Here is a 17,020-nt window from a genome sequence, read left to right as displayed (position 1 = left end):
TAGCTGCGACCATGTTTGTGAAAGCCGCTGATGACGGCGGCTTCCACCCGCCGTCGATCGACGAATTCTTCCCGCCGGTCGTGCTGTTCGAGGGTACTCCCTTTGCGCTCACGCGCATCAACCTCATCCAGATCATTGCAACGGTCGTCCTGATCGCGCTGTTCGTCATCGGCACCCGCCGCATGAAGCTCGTCCCGGGCCGCTTCCAGAGCGTCGTCGAGATGGGCCTCGACTTCGTGCGCAACGGCATCGCACACGACCTGCTGGGCCGCAAGGACGGCAACCGGTTCCTCCCGATCATCACCACGATCTTCTTCATGGTGCTGTTCATGAACCTCACCGGCATCGTGCCGTTCCTGAACATCGCGGGGACCAGCATCATCGCGGTCCCGCTGCTGCTGGCGATCGTGTCGTATGCGACGTTCATCTACGCCGGCGTGAAGAAGAGCCCGAAGGGCTTCGTCAAGAACTCGCTGTTCCCGTCCGGCATCCCGGTGTTCCTGCAGTGGTTCGTGGCGATCCTCGAGTTCCTCTCGACGTTCATCATCCGCCCGGTCACGCTCACTCTGCGTCTGCTGATGAACATGATCGTCGGCCACCTCATGCTGGTGCTGTTCTTCTCGGCGACGTGGTTCTTCTTCTTCACCGCCGGCAGCTGGTGGAGCCTCCTGGGCGCCGGAACGCTGGCATTCGGCTTCGCCTTCACGATCTTCGAGATCCTGGTGGCAGTCCTCCAGGCGTACATCTTCGCAATCCTCACCGCGGTCTACATTCAGCTCGCGATCGCGGACGAGCACTGAGCGGGCCGGCACAAGCCGACCCACCCAACGAAAGGAAAAACCCGTGGAAGCTACTACGGTTCTGGCCGCCGTCAACGGTTCGATCGCGACCGTCGGCTACGGCCTCGCCGCCATCGGCCCGGCCATCGGCATCGGCCTCGTCGTCGGCAAGACGATCGAGGGCGTCGCGCGTCAGCCCGAGCTGGCCGGCCGTCTGCAGGTTCTCATGTGGATCGGTATCGCGTTCACCGAGGCGCTCGCGTTCATCGGTATCGCCACCGGCTTCATCTTCGGCTACAACTAAGCCCCCTCTTCACGTAAGGAGACAGGATGCTTCCGGCTCTTGTCACTCTGGCCGCGGAGAAGGACGCCCCGAACCCGCTGCTGCCCGAGATCTATGACCTGGTCTGGGGTGCGCTGTGCTTCATCGCGATCCTCGTCGTGTTCTGGAAGTTCGTGCTGCCCCGCATGCAGGACATGCTCGACCAGCGCGCCGCTGCGATCGAGGGAAACATCGAGAAGGCCGATGAGGCCCAGCGTCAGGCCGAGGCCGCGCTCGAGCAGTACACCGCGCAGCTCGCCGAGGCACGGCGGGAGGCCGGCGAGATCCGCGAGGCCGCTCGCGAAGACGCCAAGAAGATCGTCGCCGAGGCGAAGGACGCCGCGACCGCCGAAGCGGCTCGCGTGACGTCGGCCGCGCACGCGCAGATCGAGGCCGAGCGCCAGAGCGCCCTCGTCTCGCTCCGCAGCGAGGTCGGCACACTCGCACTCGACCTGGCCGGCGGCGTCATCGGGGAGACCCTCTCCGACGACGCGAAGGCGCAGGCCGTCGTCGATCGCTTCCTGGCCGACCTCGAGGCATCCGAGTCCGAAACGGCAGCCCGGTAATGGGCAGCGCGACCACTCAGGCCCTCGCGGCATCGAACGCGGCTCTCGACGCCGCGTCCGGTGTCGACCTCGGCGTCGCCGGCGAGCTGTTCGCCGCGGGACGCGCCCTGGCCGACACGCCGCAGCTGAGCGGCGCGCTGGCCGACTGGGGCTCGACCGAGGACGCCCGGGCGAACGTCGTCGCCGCGGTCTTCGCGACCGCGTCGCCCACGGCGAAGGGCCTCCTCGAGACCGTGGCGCGTCAGCGCTGGTCGGGCGCCGACGACCTCGTCGACGCCGTCGAGGAGCTCGCGATCCGTGCGGCTTCGAAGGCGGATGCGTCGACCGACCTCGAGGGCGAGCTGTTCGGGTTCGGTCGCGTCGTGGCCACCGATCCGCAGCTCGAGCTCGCACTGGGCAGCCGACTCGGCGACCCGGAGCAGAAGGGCGCGCTCGTCGCGTCGCTGCTGGACGGTCGCGCGAGCGCCGCGGCCACGCTGGTGGCGGCATCCGTCGTCCAGCGTCCGCGCGAGCGCCGGGTGCGCGAGCTGCTCGCGCGCGCCGAGCGGATCGTGGCGGCCGAGCGGGGTCGCACGGTGGCCACAGTCACCAGCGCGGTGCCGCTCAGCTCCGCGCAGACCGACCGGCTCGCGGCGATCCTGAAGAGCAAGTACGACACCGAGGTCTCCGTGAACACGGTGGTCGACAGGTCCGTGGTCGGAGGACTGCGCGTGCAGGTCGCCGACGACGTGATCGACGCGAGCGTCTCGTCCCGACTGAGCGACCTGCGACAGAGACTCGCAGGCTGACAGACTTCCCGTCCCGCGGGACGGCGACTTCGGGGCCGAGGCCCCTCGAACAAAAGGAAGACAATGGCAGAACTCTCCATCAGCCCCGACGTCATTCGTGACGCGCTGAAGGATTTCGTCGCCGCCTACGAGCCCACCGGGGCTGCGGCGACCGAGGTCGGCACGGTCGTCGACGCGGCGGACGGCATCGCCCACGTCGAGGGCCTGCCCGGCGTCATGGCCAACGAGCTGGTCACCTTCGCCGACGGCACCCAGGGCCTCGCCCTGAACCTCGACGAGCGCGAGATCGGCGTCGTGGTCCTCGGCGACTTCTCCGGCATCGAGGCCGGCCAGCAGGTCACCCGCACCGGCGAGGTGCTCTCGGTCGGTGTCGGCGACGGCTACCTCGGCCGCGTGGTCGACCCGCTCGGCAACCCGATCGACGGGCTCGGCGACATCGAGACCGTGGGCCGCCGTGCCCTCGAGCTGCAGGCGCCGGGCGTCATGCAGCGCAAGAGCGTGCACGAGCCGCTGCAGACCGGCATCAAGGCCATCGACGCGATGATCCCGGTCGGCCGCGGTCAGCGCCAGCTGATCATCGGCGACCGCCAGACCGGCAAGACGGCGATCGCGATCGACACGATCATCAACCAGAAGGCCAACTGGGAGTCGGGCGACGAGAACAAGCAGGTCCGCTGCATCTACGTGGCGATCGGCCAGAAGGGCTCGACCATCGCCTCCGTGAAGGGCGCGCTGGAAGACGCCGGAGCGATGGAGTACACGACGATCGTCGCGGCTCCCGCCTCCGACCCGGCCGGCTTCAAGTACCTCGCTCCGTACACCGGCTCGGCCATCGGCCAGCACTGGATGTACGACGGCAAGCACGTCCTCATCGTGTTCGACGACCTGTCGAAGCAGGCCGAGGCCTACCGTGCCGTGTCGCTGCTGCTGCGCCGCCCGCCGGGGCGCGAGGCCTACCCGGGTGACGTGTTCTACCTGCACTCGCGTCTGCTCGAGCGCTGCGCGAAGCTGAGCGACGAGCTGGGTGCGGGCTCGATGACGGGCCTGCCGATCATCGAGACGAAGGCCAACGACGTGTCGGCGTACATCCCGACCAACGTGATCTCGATCACCGACGGCCAGATCTTCCTGCAGTCCGACCTGTTCAACGCGAACCAGCGTCCGGCTGTCGACGTCGGCATCTCGGTGTCGCGCGTCGGCGGTGACGCCCAGGTGAAGTCGATCAAGAAGGTCTCCGGCACGCTGAAGCTCGAGCTCGCGCAGTACCGCTCGCTCGAGGCGTTCGCGATGTTCGCCTCCGACCTCGACGCGGCCTCGCGCCGTCAGCTCGAGCGCGGCGCGCGGCTGACCGAGCTGCTCAAGCAGCCGCAGTACTCGCCGTATCCGGTGGAGGAGCAGGTCGTCTCGATCTGGGCCGGCACCAACGGCAAGCTCGACACGATCGCCGTGGAGGACGTGCTGCGCTTCGAGCGCGAGCTCCTGGACTACGTGCGCCGCAACACCGACGTGCTCGACCGCCTCCGCGAGACGAACGTCCTCGACGACGAGACCCTCGCGAAGCTCGAGAAGGCCACCGACGCCTTCATCCCCGAGTTCCAGGCGGGCGCCGGCCAGTCGATCGGCGCGCCGGGCAGCGAGGAGCACGAGGCGGCCGATGCCGCCGACGTCAACCAGGAGAAGATCGTCAAGGGTCGTCGGGGCTGAGGCGCACGTAAGACATGGGCGCACAACTCCGGGTCTACAAGCAGAAGATCGCTTCTGCTCAGACGACCAAGAAGATCACGAAGGCGATGGAACTCATCGCGGCTTCGCGCATCCAGAAGGCGATGGCGCGCGTACGCGCCGCCTCGCCCTTCGCGCAGGCCGTGACGCGTGCCGTGTCCGCCGTCGCGACGCACTCCGACGTCGACCACCCGCTGACCCGCGAGCCCGAGCAGATCCGTCGTTCGGCCGTGGTCATCTTCACCTCCGACCGCGGACTCGCCGGCGCGTTCAACTCGCAGATCCTGCGGGAGGGACTCGAACTCGGCCAGCTGCTGCGCGACGAGGGCAAGGAGCCGGTGTACTACCTGATCGGTCGCAAGGCCGTGGGGTACTTCCAGTTCCGGCAGATGGCCGCCGCGGCCGAGTGGGTGGGCGACACCGACACTCCGCGCTTCACGTGGGCCGAGGACATCTCGGCCACCCTGCTCGACGCGTTCGAGCGGGGCGGTGAAGACGGCGGCGTCGACGAGATCCACCTCGTCTACAACCGCTTCGTCAGCATGATGACGCAGAGCCCCGAGACGGTGCGCCTGCTTCCGCTCGAGGTGGTCGAGGCCGGCGCCGACGACGCGAAGGCCGCGGTGTACCCGCTGTACGAGTTCGAACCGGATGCCGAGACGGTGCTGGATGCACTCCTGCCGGTGTACATCCAGAGCCGCGTCTTCAACGCGCTCCTGCAGTCGTCGGCGGCAAAGCACGCCGCGACGCAGAAGGCGATGAAGTCGGCGAGCGACAACGCCGACAAGCTCATCACCGACTACACGCGCCTGCGCAACAATGCGCGCCAGGCGGAGATCACGCAGCAGATCGCCGAGATCGTCGGCGGCGCGGACGCCCTGGCGTCCGCCAAGTAGACCCCATCGAAAGAGAAGAAGCCATGAGCCTCACCGCACAGGACACCGCGACGCAGGTCGTCGGCCGTGTCGCTCGCGTCAACGGTCCCGTGGTCGACATCGAGTTCCCGCACGATGCGATTCCGGACATCTACAACGCGCTGAAGACCACGATCACGATCGACGAGACCTCGAGCGAGATCACCCTCGAGGTCGCCCAGCACCTGGGTGACGACCTCGTCCGCGCGATCTCGCTGAAGCCGACCGACGGCATGGTCCGCGGTCAGGAGGTGCGCGACACCGGCGGGCCCATCACGGTGCCTGTCGGCGACGTCACGAAGGGTCGCGTGTTCAACGCGACCGGCGACGTGCTGAACGCCGAGCCGGGCGAGACCATCGAGGTCACCGAGCGCTGGGGCATCCACCGCCAGGCGCCGAGCTTCGACCAGCTCGAGTCGAAGACGACGATGTTCGAGACCGGCATCAAGGTCATCGACCTGCTCACCCCGTACGTGCAGGGCGGCAAGATCGGCTTGTTCGGCGGTGCGGGCGTCGGCAAGACCGTCCTCATCCAGGAGATGATCCAGCGCGTCGCGCAGGACCACGGCGGCGTGTCGGTGTTCGCCGGCGTCGGCGAGCGCACCCGTGAGGGCAACGACCTCATCCACGAGATGGAGGAGGCGGGCGTCTTCGACAAGACCGCGCTCGTGTTCGGCCAGATGGACGAGCCGCCGGGGACGCGTCTGCGCGTCGCCCTCTCCGCCCTCACGATGGCGGAGTACTTCCGCGACGTGCAGAAGCAGGACGTGCTGCTGTTCATCGACAACATCTTCCGCTTCACGCAGGCGGGTTCCGAGGTGTCCACGCTGCTCGGCCGCATGCCGTCGGCGGTGGGTTACCAGCCGAACCTCGCCGACGAGATGGGCGTGCTCCAGGAGCGCATCACCTCGACCCGTGGTCACTCGATCACCTCGCTGCAGGCGATCTACGTGCCCGCCGACGACTACACCGACCCGGCTCCGGCCACGACGTTCGCGCACCTCGACGCGACGACCGAGCTGAGCCGCGAGATCGCATCGAAGGGTCTGTACCCGGCGGTCGACCCGCTGGCGTCGACGAGCCGCATCCTCGACCCGCGCTACATCGGTGAGGACCACTACCGCGTGGCCACCGCCGTGAAGCAGATCCTTCAGAAGAACAAGGAGCTGCAGGAGATCATCGCGATCCTCGGTGTCGACGAGCTGAGCGAGGAAGACAAGATCGTCGTGTCGCGTGCACGCCGCATCCAGCAGTTCCTCTCGCAGAACACCTACATGGCGAAGAAGTTCACCGGTGTCGAGGGCTCGACCGTGCCGATCAAGGAGACCATCGAGTCGTTCGACGCGATCGTCAAGGGCGAGTTCGACCACGTCGCCGAGCAGGCGTTCTTCAACGTCGGCGGCATCTCGGATGTCGAGGCGAAGTGGGCCCAGATCCAGAAGGAGAACGGCTGATCATGCCGCTGCAGGTCACTCTCGTCTCCGCCGAGGCCGAGGTCTGGTCGGGCGAGGCCTCCCTGGTGATCGCCAAGACCGTCGAGGGCGAGATCGGCTTCATGGCCGGCCACGAGCCGGTGCTGGCGATCCTCGCCGAGGGCCGTGTGCGCATCACTCCGGTGACGGGCGAGAAGATCGTCGCCGATGCGAAGGACGGCTTCGTCTCCGTGGAGAACGACCGTGTGACGATCGTGGCAGGCCAGGCGGCGCTCACCTCCTGACCCTGCGTCGAGATCGTACGATCTCGCCGAGAGCACATCAGACTGCGCGCGGTCTGATGTGCTCTCGTCGTTGTGATGTGCAGTCGCGCGGCGCGCGGTCTGAAAGAGGAGTGCTTGTGCTGCTGCTATTGCCGCCGTCGGAGACGAAGCGTCCCGGCGGCCGCCGCCGCCCCCTCGCCCTGGGCCGGCTCGCCTTTCCGCAGCTGACGCCGCAGCGCGAAGCCGTCGTCGAGGCGCTCGTCGCCCTGTCCGCCGACGAGGACGCGGCGACCCGCGTGCTCAAGCTCTCCGCGCGCCAGCGCGGCGAGATCGCCGACAACGCCGCACTGTGGACGGGGCCGACGATGGCGGCTGTCGACCGGTACACGGGAGTGCTGTTCGACGCCCTGGACGCGGCGACGCTGGATGCCTCGGCCCGACGCTGGCTCGGCGCGCACGCGCTGATCCACTCCGCGCCGTTCGGTCCGATCGGAGCCCTCGATCCGATTCCCGCGTACCGCCTCGCCGCCGGGACGAGCCTGCCGGGACTGCCGCCGCTGCGCAGGCTGTGGGCGGATGCGACGACCGCCGCGCTGTCCGACGCCCGTCCGCCGTTCGTGCTCGACCTGCGCTCCGAGGCGTATGCCGCACTGGGGCCGGTGCCGGAGGCCGTCGAGAGCGTCTATCTGCGGGTCGTGACGCCGGGCCCCGACGGTGCCGTGCGCGCCCTGAATCACTTCAACAAGCATGCGAAGGGCGCCCTCATCCGGCGGCTGGCGACCGAACGCCCGCGCATCGGCTCGACGGCGGCGTTCCGCCGCTGGGGCGCAGCGGCCCGTCTCGTGCTGCAGGACGGGGCGCACGGCGAGCTCGCGCTCGTCGTGTGAGACTGAGCGCCTACTTGATCAGGCGGAGCGTGAACGGGTAGCGGTAGCTGCCGCCGGCGTTCACCCGCACGCCGCCCATGATCGAGAACACCACGTTCAGCACCCACCAGACGAACGGCAGCCAGTTCAGCAGCAGAGCGAGCGGCCACGCGCCGACGGCGAACAGGATGGCGTTGAGGATGCCGACCACGATCCACAGCACGACCATGCCGATCGTGAACGTGATCTGCCAGTTGAGCGCTTCCTTGGCCTCGGTGTTCGTGCGGGGCCCCCGGTCCTTCAGGATCAGCCAGATCAGCAGCGACGGCAGGAAGCCGACGATGCCGCCGATGTGCGCCCACATCGCCGCCTGCTTGTCGGCTTCGGGGGAGAGCGGTGCGGCGGGAGCGGCGTACTGCGGCTGCTGCCCGTACGGCCGCTGCGGTGCCTGTCCGTACGGCTGCTGCGGTGCCTGCTGCCCGTACGGCTGCTGTCCGTAGGGCTGCTGTCCGTAGGGCTGCTGCGGCTGCTGTCCGTACGGCTGCTGCTGCTGAGGCGCCTGCGGCGGCTGCTGCGGAGCCTGCGCCGGCTGCTGCTGAGTCGGGTCGGTCGGCTGCTGGGGTGTGGCGTTCGGGTCACTCATCGCGGTGCCTTTCATCGGGTGGTCCCGGCCACGGAGTCGGCGGCCGGGAAGACAGAGGACGGATCAGGACAGACCTGAACATAGCGCGTGCACAGCCCCGGAGCAATGATCGGCGCACGCCCGGAGCGACGGCGATAGCGTGGGATGCGTGACAACTGTGCACCAGCGCCGGGTCGGCGCATCCGGTCTTCTCGTCAGCGTCGTCGGTCTCGGCTGCAACAACTTCGGACGGTCCGGCACCGCCACGGAGACTCTCGAGGGAACCAAGGCGGTGCTCGACGCCGCGATCGACGCGGGCGTGACGTTCCTCGACACCGCCGACATCTACGGCAAGGAGCCGGGGCTGAGCGAGACGCTCATGGGGCAGGCGCTGCGCGGCCGGCGCGACGAGGTCGTGCTCGCGACGAAATTCGGCCATTCCGCGATCCCCGCCGGGATCACGGGCGCCGCGAAGGGATCGCGCACCTACGTGCGGCGTGCTGTCGACGCATCCCTCCGCCGGCTGCAGACGGACTGGATCGACCTGTACCAGCTGCACACTCCCGACAACGACACTCCCATCGAAGAGACGCTCGACGCCCTCGACGACCTCGTCCGCGAGGGCAAGGTGCGCTACATCGGTCACTCGAACTTCTCCGGCTGGCAGATCGCCGAGGCGCATTTCGTCGCACGCGAGCGCCGCGACACCCCGTTCGTCTCGGCGCAGAACGAGTTCAGCCTGCTGCGCCGCGGCGCGGAGCGGAACGTGCTGCGCGCGGTGGAGCGGTTCGGGCTCGGGTTCTTCCCATACTTCCCGCTGCAGAACGGGCTGCTCACCGGCAAGTTCACGCGGTCCGGCGGTCCGGCGGACAGCCGCATCATGCGCCAGCGCCAGCATGTCTGGAAGGACGCGCCGTGGGATGCGCTCGAGGCGTACCAGGCGTTCTGCGACGAGCGCGGGATCACGATGCTCGAGGCGACGTACGGCTGGCTGCTGTCGCACCCGGCGCTGTCGAGCGTCATCGCGGGGGCTACGACGCCGGAGCAGGTGCGCGCGAACGCCGCCGCGGGTGCCGCCTGGACCCCGGACGCCGACGACCTTGCGGCGATCGACGGCTTCTTCCCCGGGCCGGAGCCGGCGCTCTGATTCCGCTCAGCGGGTGCGCAGGCCGTCCAGCGCCACGGCGTACACGTCGTCGGCCAGCTGTTCGGGATGCTCCGGCCCGGACGGCCGGTACCACTCCACGAGCGAGTTGACCATGCCGAACACGAGGCGGGTCGCGACCGGTGCCGCGATGTCGGCGCGCACAGAGCCCTCCCGCTGCGCGTCGCGCACGAGCGCGGTGACCCGCTGATCGAAGGCGCGGCGGCGGTCGAGCGCCGCCCGCTCGATGTCGCTGTTGCCGCGCACCCGCAGCAGCAGGGTCACCGAGGGCAGCTGAGCGACGAGCACCTGCACGGCCCCGCGCAGCACGGCTCCGAGCCGGTCGGACGCGGAGCCCGTGCGCGCCTGCGCGGTCTCGAGCACCGCCTCGAGTCCGCCGAGCGCGCGATCGAGTGCGACGGCGAGCACCTCCTCCTTGGAGGCGAAGTGGTGGTACAGCGCGGCCTTGCTCACGCCGAGCCGCTCGGCGAGCTGCGCGACCGAGGTGGCGTCGTATCCCTGCTCGTTGAACAGCGCCACCGCCGCGTGCAGCATCTGCTCCCGGTCGTACCCGGGGCGACCGCGCCGCGCCTGTTCGCTCACCGTGTCAGTCTGGCACGGCTGGGAGAATTCCTGAACGATCGGTAAGGTATTCGGTGTGGGCGAAGACGACACACCGACCGATCCGCTGCTGATCGAACGAGCGGATGACCGCGTCGTGGCGCGGCTGAACCGGCCGTGGGTGCGCAACGCGATCGATCAGGACCTCGTCGATCGACTGCACGCACTGTGCGGGGAGCTCGAGGAGCAGCCGCGGATCCTCATCATCACGGGCACCGACGGAGTGTTCGCGTCGGGCGCCGACATCGCGCAGATGCGTGAGCGCCGCGCGGCCGACGCCCGCGCCGGCATCAACACCCGGGTGTTCCAGCGCATCCGCGCCCTGCCGATGCCGGTGATCGCCGCGATCGACGGCTACGCGCTGGGCGGTGGCGCCGAGCTCGCGTTCGCGGCCGACCTGCGCATCGGCACCCCCGCCGCGAAGATCGGCAACCCCGAGACGGGCCTCGGCATCATCGCGGGGGCGGGCGCCACCTGGCGGCTGCCGGAGCTCGTCGGCGAGGCGCGCGCCGCGGAACTGCTGTTCACCGGGCGCATCCTCGACGCCGACGAGGCGCGGGAGTGGGGCCTGCTCTCGGCCATCCACCCCGCGGGCGAGCTGCTCGAGGCGGCCCACGCCCTCGCCGACAGGATCGCCGCGAACGACCCGCTCGCGGTGCGGCACACGAAGACCGCGCTGCGCGCCCCCGCGCACGCACATCCCGACATCGACCTCGAGCTGCAGGCCGAGCTGTTCGAGAGCCCCGAGAAGATCCGCCGCATGACGGCGTTCCTCGAGCGGAGGAAGCGATGATCCCCGCTCGCGTCGGCGTGATCGGCGGTGGGCGCATGGGCGCAGGCATCGCCCATGCGTTCGCCTGCGCGGGCGCCCAGGTCACCGTGGTCGAGCGCGACGAGCAGGCGGCGGATGCGGCGGCCTCCCGGATCCGCGCCCTCATCGCCCGCTCCGCGGAGCGCGGCACACTCGACCGCGACGCGGCGGAGGTCGACGCATCCGTCGTCACCGCGGCCGACGCGCTCGCCGACTGTGAGCTCGTGGTCGAGGCGGTGCCCGAGGACCGCGCACTCAAGGCCGAGGCGTTCGGCCGGGTGGAAGCCGTCATCTCCCCCGACGCGGTGCTCGCGACGAACACGTCGTCGATCTCGATCGACGCGCTCGCCGCGGCGGTGCGGCATCCTGCCCGATTCGTCGGCATGCATTTCTTCAACCCGGTCCCCGCCTCGAAGCTCGTCGAGGTGGTGACGGGAGCGGCGACGGATGCGTCGGTGGTCGCGCGCGTGCGCGGGTGGGTCGCCGATCTGGGCAAGACGGCGGTGGTGGTGCGTGATGCGCCGGGGTTCGCGTCGAGCAGGCTCGGCGTGGCGCTCGGGCTCGAGGCGATCAGGATGGTCGAGGAGCGGGTCGCGACCCCCGCCGACATCGACGCGGCGATGGAGCTCGGCTACGGGCACCCGATGGGGCCGCTGCGCACCACCGACATCGTGGGGCTCGATGTGCGGCTCGGCATCGCGGAGGAGCTGCACGCGCGGCTGGGGGAGCGGTTCGCTCCGCCCGCGCTGCTGCGCGAGATGGTCGCCGACGGGCACCTGGGCCGAAAGACGGGGCGTGGATTCTACGAATGGAGCGAAGGATGATCGTGCCGAGCTTTGTCAGTGGCGCCTGGTGGACGCCCGCCGAGGACGCCGACGCCGTCGTCGTGCGCGACGCGTCGACCGGTGCCGAGGCGGCGCGGGTGTCGAGCCGCGGCGTCGATCTGGCCAGGGCGCTGGAGTACGCGCGCACCGTGGGACAGGACAGCCTCGGCGAGCTGACGTTCCACCAGCGCGCGGTGCTGCTCAAGCAGTTCGCGCAGGCGCTCACCGAGCGCAAGGCGGAGCTGTACGAACTCGCGAAGACCGCAGGCGCGACGCAGCGCGACTCGCTGATCGACGTCGACGGCGGCATCGGGGTGCTGTTCACGTACTCCTCGAAGGGGCGGCGCGAGCTGCCGAACGCGACGATGTACCTCGACGGACCGGCTGAGACGCTGGCGAAGGACGGGTCATTCCTCGGCCGGCATGTGTACACGCGCCTTCCCGGCGTGGCGGTGCAGATCAACGCGTTCAACTTCCCGAGCTGGGGTCCGCTGGAGAAGTTCGCGCCTGCGTTCCTCGCCGGCGTGCCGTCGCTCGTCAAGCCGGCGACCCCCACGGCGCACCTCACCGAGGCGTGGGTGCGCATTCTGCTCGAGACGGGTCTCGTGCCCGACGGGGCGCTGCAGCTCGTGTCGGGCGCCGTCCCGGGCCTGTTCGACCTGCTGCGGCTCGGGGATCTCGTCGCGTTCACCGGCAGCGCGTCGACCGCCGACGCGCTGCGGGCGCAGACGCCGGAGGGGGTGCGGTTCACGGCCGAGACCGACTCGATCAACGCGTCGGTGCTGGGTCCGGATGCGTCACCCGGCACGCCGACGTTCGACGCCTACATCCGTCAGCTCATGGTCGAGCTCACCGCGAAGGCCGGGCAGAAGTGCACGGCCATCCGCCGGGCCGTCGTTCCGGCGGGACTCGTCGGCGCCGTGGCCGAGGCGCTGCAGGGCAAGCTCGCGAAGGTCGTGATCGGCGACCCGCATGCCGACGGCGTCACGATGGGGCCGTTGGTCTCGACCGGCCAGCGCGACGAGGTGCTGCGCGCAGTCCAGACGCTGCGCAACGCGGGCGGCACGCTGCTTCTCGGCTCCACGGAGGCGCCCGATGTGACACACGCCGACGGCAGCGTGGGGCCGGCGCCCGACGGAGCGTTCGTGTCGCCGATGCTCGTCGGGTTCGCCGGGGCGGTGCCCGAGGCCGCGCACGAGGTCGAGGCGTTCGGGCCGGTCTCGACGGTGCTGGGCTACGAGACGGTCGAGGAGGCGGCATCCCTCGTGAACAGCGGGGGCGGGTCGCTCGTCACGAGCGTGGCGACCGACGACCCGGCCGTCGCGGCCGAGCTGCTCACGCGCATCGGCGCGTACAACGGCCGCGTGCTGTTCCTTGATGCGACGGATGCGCGCACGTCGACGGGCCACGGATCACCGGTGCCGCACCTCGTGCACGGCGGGCCCGGGCGCGCCGGCGGGGGAGAGGAGCTGGGTGGCATCCGTGCCGTGCTGCACCATATGCAGCGCACCGCGGTGCAGGGCTCGCCCGAGATGCTCACCGCCGTCACCGGCGTCTGGCATGCGGGGGCGCCGGCGTCGACGGATGGCGTGCATCCGTTCCGCAAGCCGCTGTCGCAACTGCGCATCGGCGATCGCATCACGTCACAGTCTCGGGAGGTCACGCTCGACGACATCGAGACGTTCGCGCACTTCACCGGCGACACGTTCTACGCGCACATGGACGAGGAGGCGGCGGCGGCGAATCCGTTCTTCCCGGGGCGCGTGGCGCATGGGTACCTTCTCGTCTCGTTCGCGGCGGGGCTGTTCGTGGATCCGGAGCCGGGACCGGTGCTCGCCAACTACGGTCTCGAGGATCTGCGCTTCGTCACTCCGGTGTCGCCGGGCGACAGCATCCGTGTCGAACTCACGGCGAAGCAGATCACTCCGCGCGAGACCGACGAGTACGGCGAGGTGCGTTGGGATGCGGTGATCCGCAACCAGGACGACGACCTCGTCGCGTCGTACGACGTGCTCACGCTCGTCGCGAAGGATTAGCTCCGCGCTCAGCGGGGCTGGTCGGGATCGTCGGGGACGTTCTCGTCGGCGACGGGGCGCTCATCGTGGACGTGGACGTCGTGGACGTCTTGCTCGGAGACCGGCGCCGAGCCCGCTGGGCCTGTCTCGGCAGTCGTCGGGACGGTCACCGTCTGCTCGGTCACGATGTGCCGGCGCATGCGCGCCCGGCGGGGCGGTTCTGGCTGTGCGTCGGTCGGCTCTTCGCGACGGTCACCGACGTCGTTCGCGCGGTCGGTGGAATCGTCGTGCCGGTCGTGGGCCGTGTCGATGCGGCTCTCGTCCGTCTCGTCCGACGCCCCGCCGGCATAGTGCGCCCAGATCCTGTCCTCCTCCTCATGGGAGAGCTCGCGGTCGGGGTCGATGCGCGGCGCGTCCTTGATGGTGTCCTTGTCGTACCGCACGCGCAGGTCGTGACCGTCGAAGTCGGCGTCGCGCAGCGGCACGAACGACTGCGACATGCCGAAAAGGCCGGTGCTGACGGCGACGAAGAGCGGATCGCTGGTCTCGCTGTCGAGGTAGACCTGCTTGACGGTGCCGACCTTGGTGCCGTCGCAGTCGAAGACCGTCGCGTCGAAGATGCTGTTCACGCTGCGGGGATCGATCATGGTGGTGGCCTTCCTTCTGGTCGTCTTCGTTCGGGTCGGACTCGCGGTGGGTCAGCGCCCGAGCCCGGCGTGGTCGACCTTGCGGTGGTAGCGCATGCCGGCGGTGCCGCCGAGGACGGCGCCGACGAGGCTGATGACCGCTGCGGCGATCACCGTGATGATGCCCGTGACGGTGAGCGTTCCCTCGTCGACGGGGATGCGGGGGAAGCCGTTGAGGTTGCCGAGAACGTTGAACTGTGCGCCGGCGACCGCGGCGATGATCGCGACCACGATGGCGATGACGATCGCCCAGATCCAGACGGCGAGCCCCTGCTTCGCGCCCGAGAAGCGCGCCATGCGACCGGCGACGTAACCGCCGCAGTAGTACGAGACGAAGAGGATGACCGCCAGCGCGATCGCTCCGATGATCGTGACGGCGCCCGGGTTCGAGGTGAGGTCCTTCGTGGCCTGAGTCGCATCGCCGTTGTTCGTTCCGAGGCCGACGCCGGCGCCGACGGCGCTGAGCACCGCGGTGAGGAGGACGGCCATGCCCATCGCGGCGAGCCAGCCGAAGAACGCCGATCCCCACTTGAAGCCGCCGAACCTCTCCTTCTCACGGTCGACGACTTCCTCACGGTGGGTAGCGCCGCGTTCGGCCGCCACGGCGTGCGAGCCTTCGGGGCGCGGGTCGTTGTCGATGGGGTCACTCATGTCTCACTCCTGACCTCGGGCGGCGCGGCGGCGCCGCGTGTCACTTCTGCGAGACTCCAGCAGCGCGCGGCGTCTCACGAAGGGATTGACCTCCCGGGCGATTGCGGGTAGGGGCCCATCCGCGGCACAAAGCACCGGGCACGAAAGGCGGAGATCTCGCCGAAGGCGGAGGATTCGGCGCGGATGGGCCCGTCTTATGCGAGATCTCCGCCCTTCGTGGCGGGCGTGCGGCTACCGCAGGTCGTACACGCGCTTGTACTTGCCCTCGCTGCGGGGAAGCGCGCCCGGTTCCTCGAGCAGCACCTCGACGGTGGTGCCGATCTGCGCCTTGACGCGCTGCTTCAGCACTTCCGACGCCGCCTCGCAGACCTCGAGCGCCAGGGCGGGATCGCGCTCGATCCGCACCGTCATCGCGTCGAGCTGCCCGTTCTTCGTCAGCTCCAGCACGAAGTGCGGAGTGAGCGATTCGATGCCCAGCACGAGCTCCTCGATCTGTGTGGGGAACAGGTTCACGCCACGCAGGATGATCATGTCGTCGTCGCGGCCCGTGATCTTCTGGATCCGACGCATCCCCGGCCGCGCCGTACCCGGCAGCAGCCGCGTCAGATCGCGCGTGCGATACCGGATGACCGGGAACGCCTCCTTCGTCAGCGATGTGAACACGAGCTCACCCAGCTCGCCGTCCGGCACCGGATCACCCGATTCGCCGTCGATCGTCTCGGGCAGGAAGTGGTCCTCCCAGACGTGCGGCCCGTCCTTCGTCTCCACGCACTCGCTCGCGACGCCGGGGCCCATCACCTCGCTGAGCCCGTAGATGTCGACGGCGTCGATGCCCAGCCGCCGCTCGATCTCGGCGCGCAGCTCGTTCGTCCACGGCTCCGCCCCCAGCACGCCGATGCGCAGCGATGACGACCGCGGATCGATCCCGGCCTCCTCCATCGCGTCGGCGATCGTCAGCAGGTAGCTCGGCGTGCAGGTGATGACCTCCGGCTCGAAATCGCGGATCAGCTGCACCTGCCGCGCCGTCTGCCCACCCGAGATCGGGATCACCGTGGCCCCGAGCAGCTCCGCGCCGTCGTGCAGGCCCAGCCCGCCGGTGAACAACCCGTAGCCGTACGCGTTGTGCACCTTCATCCCGGGACGCACTCCCGCGGCGCGCAGCGACCGCGCCACCAGCTGCGCCCACCGGTCGAGGTCGCTCTCCGTGTACCCCACGACGGTCGCGCGTCCCGTCGTGCCCGACGACGCATGGATGCGGCGCACCCGGTCCATCGGCACTGCGAACATGCCGAACGGATACGTCTCGCGCAGGTCCGCCTTCGTCGTGAACGGCAGGCGCCGCACGTCGTCGAGCGACCGGATGTCGTCGGGATGCACGCCGGCCGCATCGAACTTCCGTCGATACAGCGGCACGTTCGCGTACGCGTGGTGCACGGTCCACCGCAGCCGCTCGAGCTGCAGCACCCGCAGCTCGGTCTCGCTCATCCGCTCCTCGACGTCGAGGTCATCCACGCGCGTCCCCCTCCATCAGGCGATTCGTCATCAGCGACCTGCCCCGGAACTCGGCCACGACATCCTCCGTCTCGTCCGTCACCGTGACGTCGTACAGCCCGTTGCGGCCGCTGACCGTGCGGCGGACCGCCGTCGCCGTCAGGGTCTGTCCGAGACGCGTCGACTTGAGGAACGTGATGTCCGCGCCGGCTGCCACCGTGACGCGCTCGTCCTCGTTGCAGGCGATCGCGAACGCCGTGTCGGCGAGGGCGAACACGAAGCCGCCGTGCGTGATGTCGAAGCCGTTGAGCATGTCCTCCCGGACCGTCATCGACACCACGGCGCGCCCCGGCTCATCGAGTTCCACCCGCAGTCCGAGCGCCGCCGACGCGCGGTCACGCTGCATCATCGGCCGCGTCGCGGCATCCGTCATCGTCGCCTCCCACGGCGCACCCTCGCGCCGCGACGAGTATGTCATAATTACTGAACGAGCGGTAGGTAA

General features: G+C 69.5%; 19 protein-coding genes. 13 read left to right on the top strand and 6 right to left on the bottom strand.

Going from position 1 to position 17,020, the window contains the following annotated elements; genetic code table 11:
* Positions 1–11 precede the first annotated feature (11 nt).
* The 9 genes from atpB (at position 12) to AC3RX1_RS13990 (ending at position 7,674) form a co-directional block, all read left to right on the top strand.
* Entirely contained in the window at positions 12–800 is a 789-nt protein-coding gene (atpB, locus tag AC3RX1_RS14030; protein ID WP_491501868.1) for a F0F1 ATP synthase subunit A, read from the top strand.
* A 43-nt stretch (positions 801–843) separates the two neighbouring features.
* Positions 844–1,083, top strand: coding sequence for an ATP synthase F0 subunit C (gene atpE / locus AC3RX1_RS14025; RefSeq protein ID WP_491501867.1), 240 nt, complete (start codon positions 844–846; stop codon positions 1,081–1,083).
* A gap of 26 nt (positions 1,084–1,109) precedes the next feature.
* Positions 1,110–1,667, top strand: a complete 558-nt coding sequence (locus AC3RX1_RS14020) for a F0F1 ATP synthase subunit B (RefSeq protein ID WP_491501866.1) — start codon at positions 1,110–1,112, stop codon at positions 1,665–1,667.
* Positions 1,667–2,455: a F0F1 ATP synthase subunit delta gene (locus AC3RX1_RS14015; RefSeq protein ID WP_491501865.1), complete on the top strand. Its 789-nt coding sequence runs from the start codon at positions 1,667–1,669 to the stop codon at positions 2,453–2,455. Before AC3RX1_RS14020 ends, AC3RX1_RS14015 begins: the two co-directional genes overlap by 1 nt.
* Positions 2,456–2,518: 63 nt before the next feature.
* Positions 2,519–4,159, top strand: coding sequence for a F0F1 ATP synthase subunit alpha (gene atpA, locus AC3RX1_RS14010; protein WP_491501864.1), 1,641 nt, complete (start codon positions 2,519–2,521; stop codon positions 4,157–4,159).
* A gap of 14 nt (positions 4,160–4,173) precedes the next feature.
* The gene (locus tag AC3RX1_RS14005; protein WP_491501863.1) at positions 4,174–5,073 is read left to right on the top strand and encodes a F0F1 ATP synthase subunit gamma; all 900 of its coding nucleotides are present in this window, start codon (positions 4,174–4,176) and stop codon (positions 5,071–5,073) included.
* A gap of 23 nt (positions 5,074–5,096) precedes the next feature.
* Entirely contained in the window at positions 5,097–6,545 is a 1,449-nt protein-coding gene (atpD, locus tag AC3RX1_RS14000) for a F0F1 ATP synthase subunit beta (protein ID WP_491501862.1), read from the top strand.
* Between the two features lie 2 nt (positions 6,546–6,547).
* A complete protein-coding gene (locus AC3RX1_RS13995) occupies positions 6,548–6,808 on the top strand; it encodes a F0F1 ATP synthase subunit epsilon (RefSeq protein WP_491501861.1) in 261 nt (86 codons plus the stop codon).
* 116 nt (positions 6,809–6,924) lie between these two features.
* Positions 6,925–7,674 carry a YaaA family protein gene (locus tag AC3RX1_RS13990; protein ID WP_491501860.1) on the top strand — a complete coding sequence of 250 codons (750 nt, stop codon included), beginning with the start codon at positions 6,925–6,927 and terminating at the stop codon, positions 7,672–7,674.
* 10 nt (positions 7,675–7,684) lie between these two features.
* On the opposite strand, the gene AC3RX1_RS13985 is transcribed toward AC3RX1_RS13990, so the two are convergent.
* Positions 7,685–8,296 (bottom strand): DUF4870 domain-containing protein, encoded by a 612-nt coding sequence (locus AC3RX1_RS13985; RefSeq protein ID WP_491501859.1) that lies wholly within the window; start codon positions 8,294–8,296, stop codon positions 7,685–7,687.
* Between the two features lie 148 nt (positions 8,297–8,444).
* Between AC3RX1_RS13985 and AC3RX1_RS13980 the strand changes: the two genes are divergently transcribed.
* A complete protein-coding gene (locus AC3RX1_RS13980) occupies positions 8,445–9,422 on the top strand; it encodes an aldo/keto reductase (RefSeq protein ID WP_491501858.1) in 978 nt (325 codons plus the stop codon).
* A 6-nt stretch (positions 9,423–9,428) separates the two neighbouring features.
* Here the strand turns inward: AC3RX1_RS13980 and AC3RX1_RS13975 are convergent, their stop codons facing one another.
* Positions 9,429–9,974, bottom strand: a complete 546-nt coding sequence (locus AC3RX1_RS13975; RefSeq protein WP_491501968.1) for a TetR/AcrR family transcriptional regulator — start codon at positions 9,972–9,974, stop codon at positions 9,429–9,431.
* A 103-nt stretch (positions 9,975–10,077) separates the two neighbouring features.
* On the opposite strand from AC3RX1_RS13975, the gene AC3RX1_RS13970 reads away from it, so the two are divergent.
* Genes AC3RX1_RS13970 through paaZ form a run of 3 tightly spaced genes read left to right on the top strand, consistent with a single transcriptional unit; the run spans position 10,078 to position 13,711 of the window.
* Complete coding sequence (locus tag AC3RX1_RS13970; protein ID WP_491501857.1) at positions 10,078–10,833, top strand: enoyl-CoA hydratase/isomerase family protein; 756 nt, start codon at positions 10,078–10,080, stop codon at positions 10,831–10,833.
* Positions 10,830–11,675 carry a 3-hydroxyacyl-CoA dehydrogenase family protein gene (locus tag AC3RX1_RS13965; RefSeq protein ID WP_491501856.1) on the top strand — a complete coding sequence of 282 codons (846 nt, stop codon included), beginning with the start codon at positions 10,830–10,832 and terminating at the stop codon, positions 11,673–11,675. Before AC3RX1_RS13970 ends, AC3RX1_RS13965 begins: the two co-directional genes overlap by 4 nt.
* The gene (gene paaZ, locus AC3RX1_RS13960) at positions 11,672–13,711 is read left to right on the top strand and encodes a phenylacetic acid degradation bifunctional protein PaaZ (protein ID WP_491501855.1); all 2,040 of its coding nucleotides are present in this window, start codon (positions 11,672–11,674) and stop codon (positions 13,709–13,711) included. Before AC3RX1_RS13965 ends, paaZ begins: the two co-directional genes overlap by 4 nt.
* Before the next feature lie 8 nt (positions 13,712–13,719).
* Here the strand turns inward: paaZ and AC3RX1_RS13955 are convergent, their stop codons facing one another.
* The 4 genes from AC3RX1_RS13955 to paaI form a co-directional block, all read right to left on the bottom strand.
* Positions 13,720–14,337 (bottom strand): PRC-barrel domain-containing protein, encoded by a 618-nt coding sequence (locus tag AC3RX1_RS13955; RefSeq protein ID WP_491501854.1) that lies wholly within the window; start codon positions 14,335–14,337, stop codon positions 13,720–13,722.
* A gap of 51 nt (positions 14,338–14,388) precedes the next feature.
* A complete protein-coding gene (locus AC3RX1_RS13950; protein ID WP_491501853.1) occupies positions 14,389–15,027 on the bottom strand; it encodes a hypothetical protein in 639 nt (212 codons plus the stop codon).
* Positions 15,028–15,258: 231 nt separating this feature from the next.
* Positions 15,259–16,512 carry a phenylacetate--CoA ligase PaaK gene (gene paaK / locus AC3RX1_RS13945; protein ID WP_491501967.1) on the bottom strand — a complete coding sequence of 418 codons (1,254 nt, stop codon included), beginning with the start codon at positions 16,510–16,512 and terminating at the stop codon, positions 15,259–15,261.
* A 19-nt stretch (positions 16,513–16,531) separates the two neighbouring features.
* A complete protein-coding gene (gene paaI, locus AC3RX1_RS13940) occupies positions 16,532–16,996 on the bottom strand; it encodes a hydroxyphenylacetyl-CoA thioesterase PaaI (protein ID WP_491501852.1) in 465 nt (154 codons plus the stop codon).
* Positions 16,997–17,020 lie beyond the last annotated feature (24 nt).

The sequence above is a fragment of the Microbacterium altimontanum genome, from assembly GCF_058349865.2.
The sequence above is the reverse complement of the archived record's forward strand: the minus strand, read 5'-3'. Positions and strand labels throughout refer to the sequence as shown.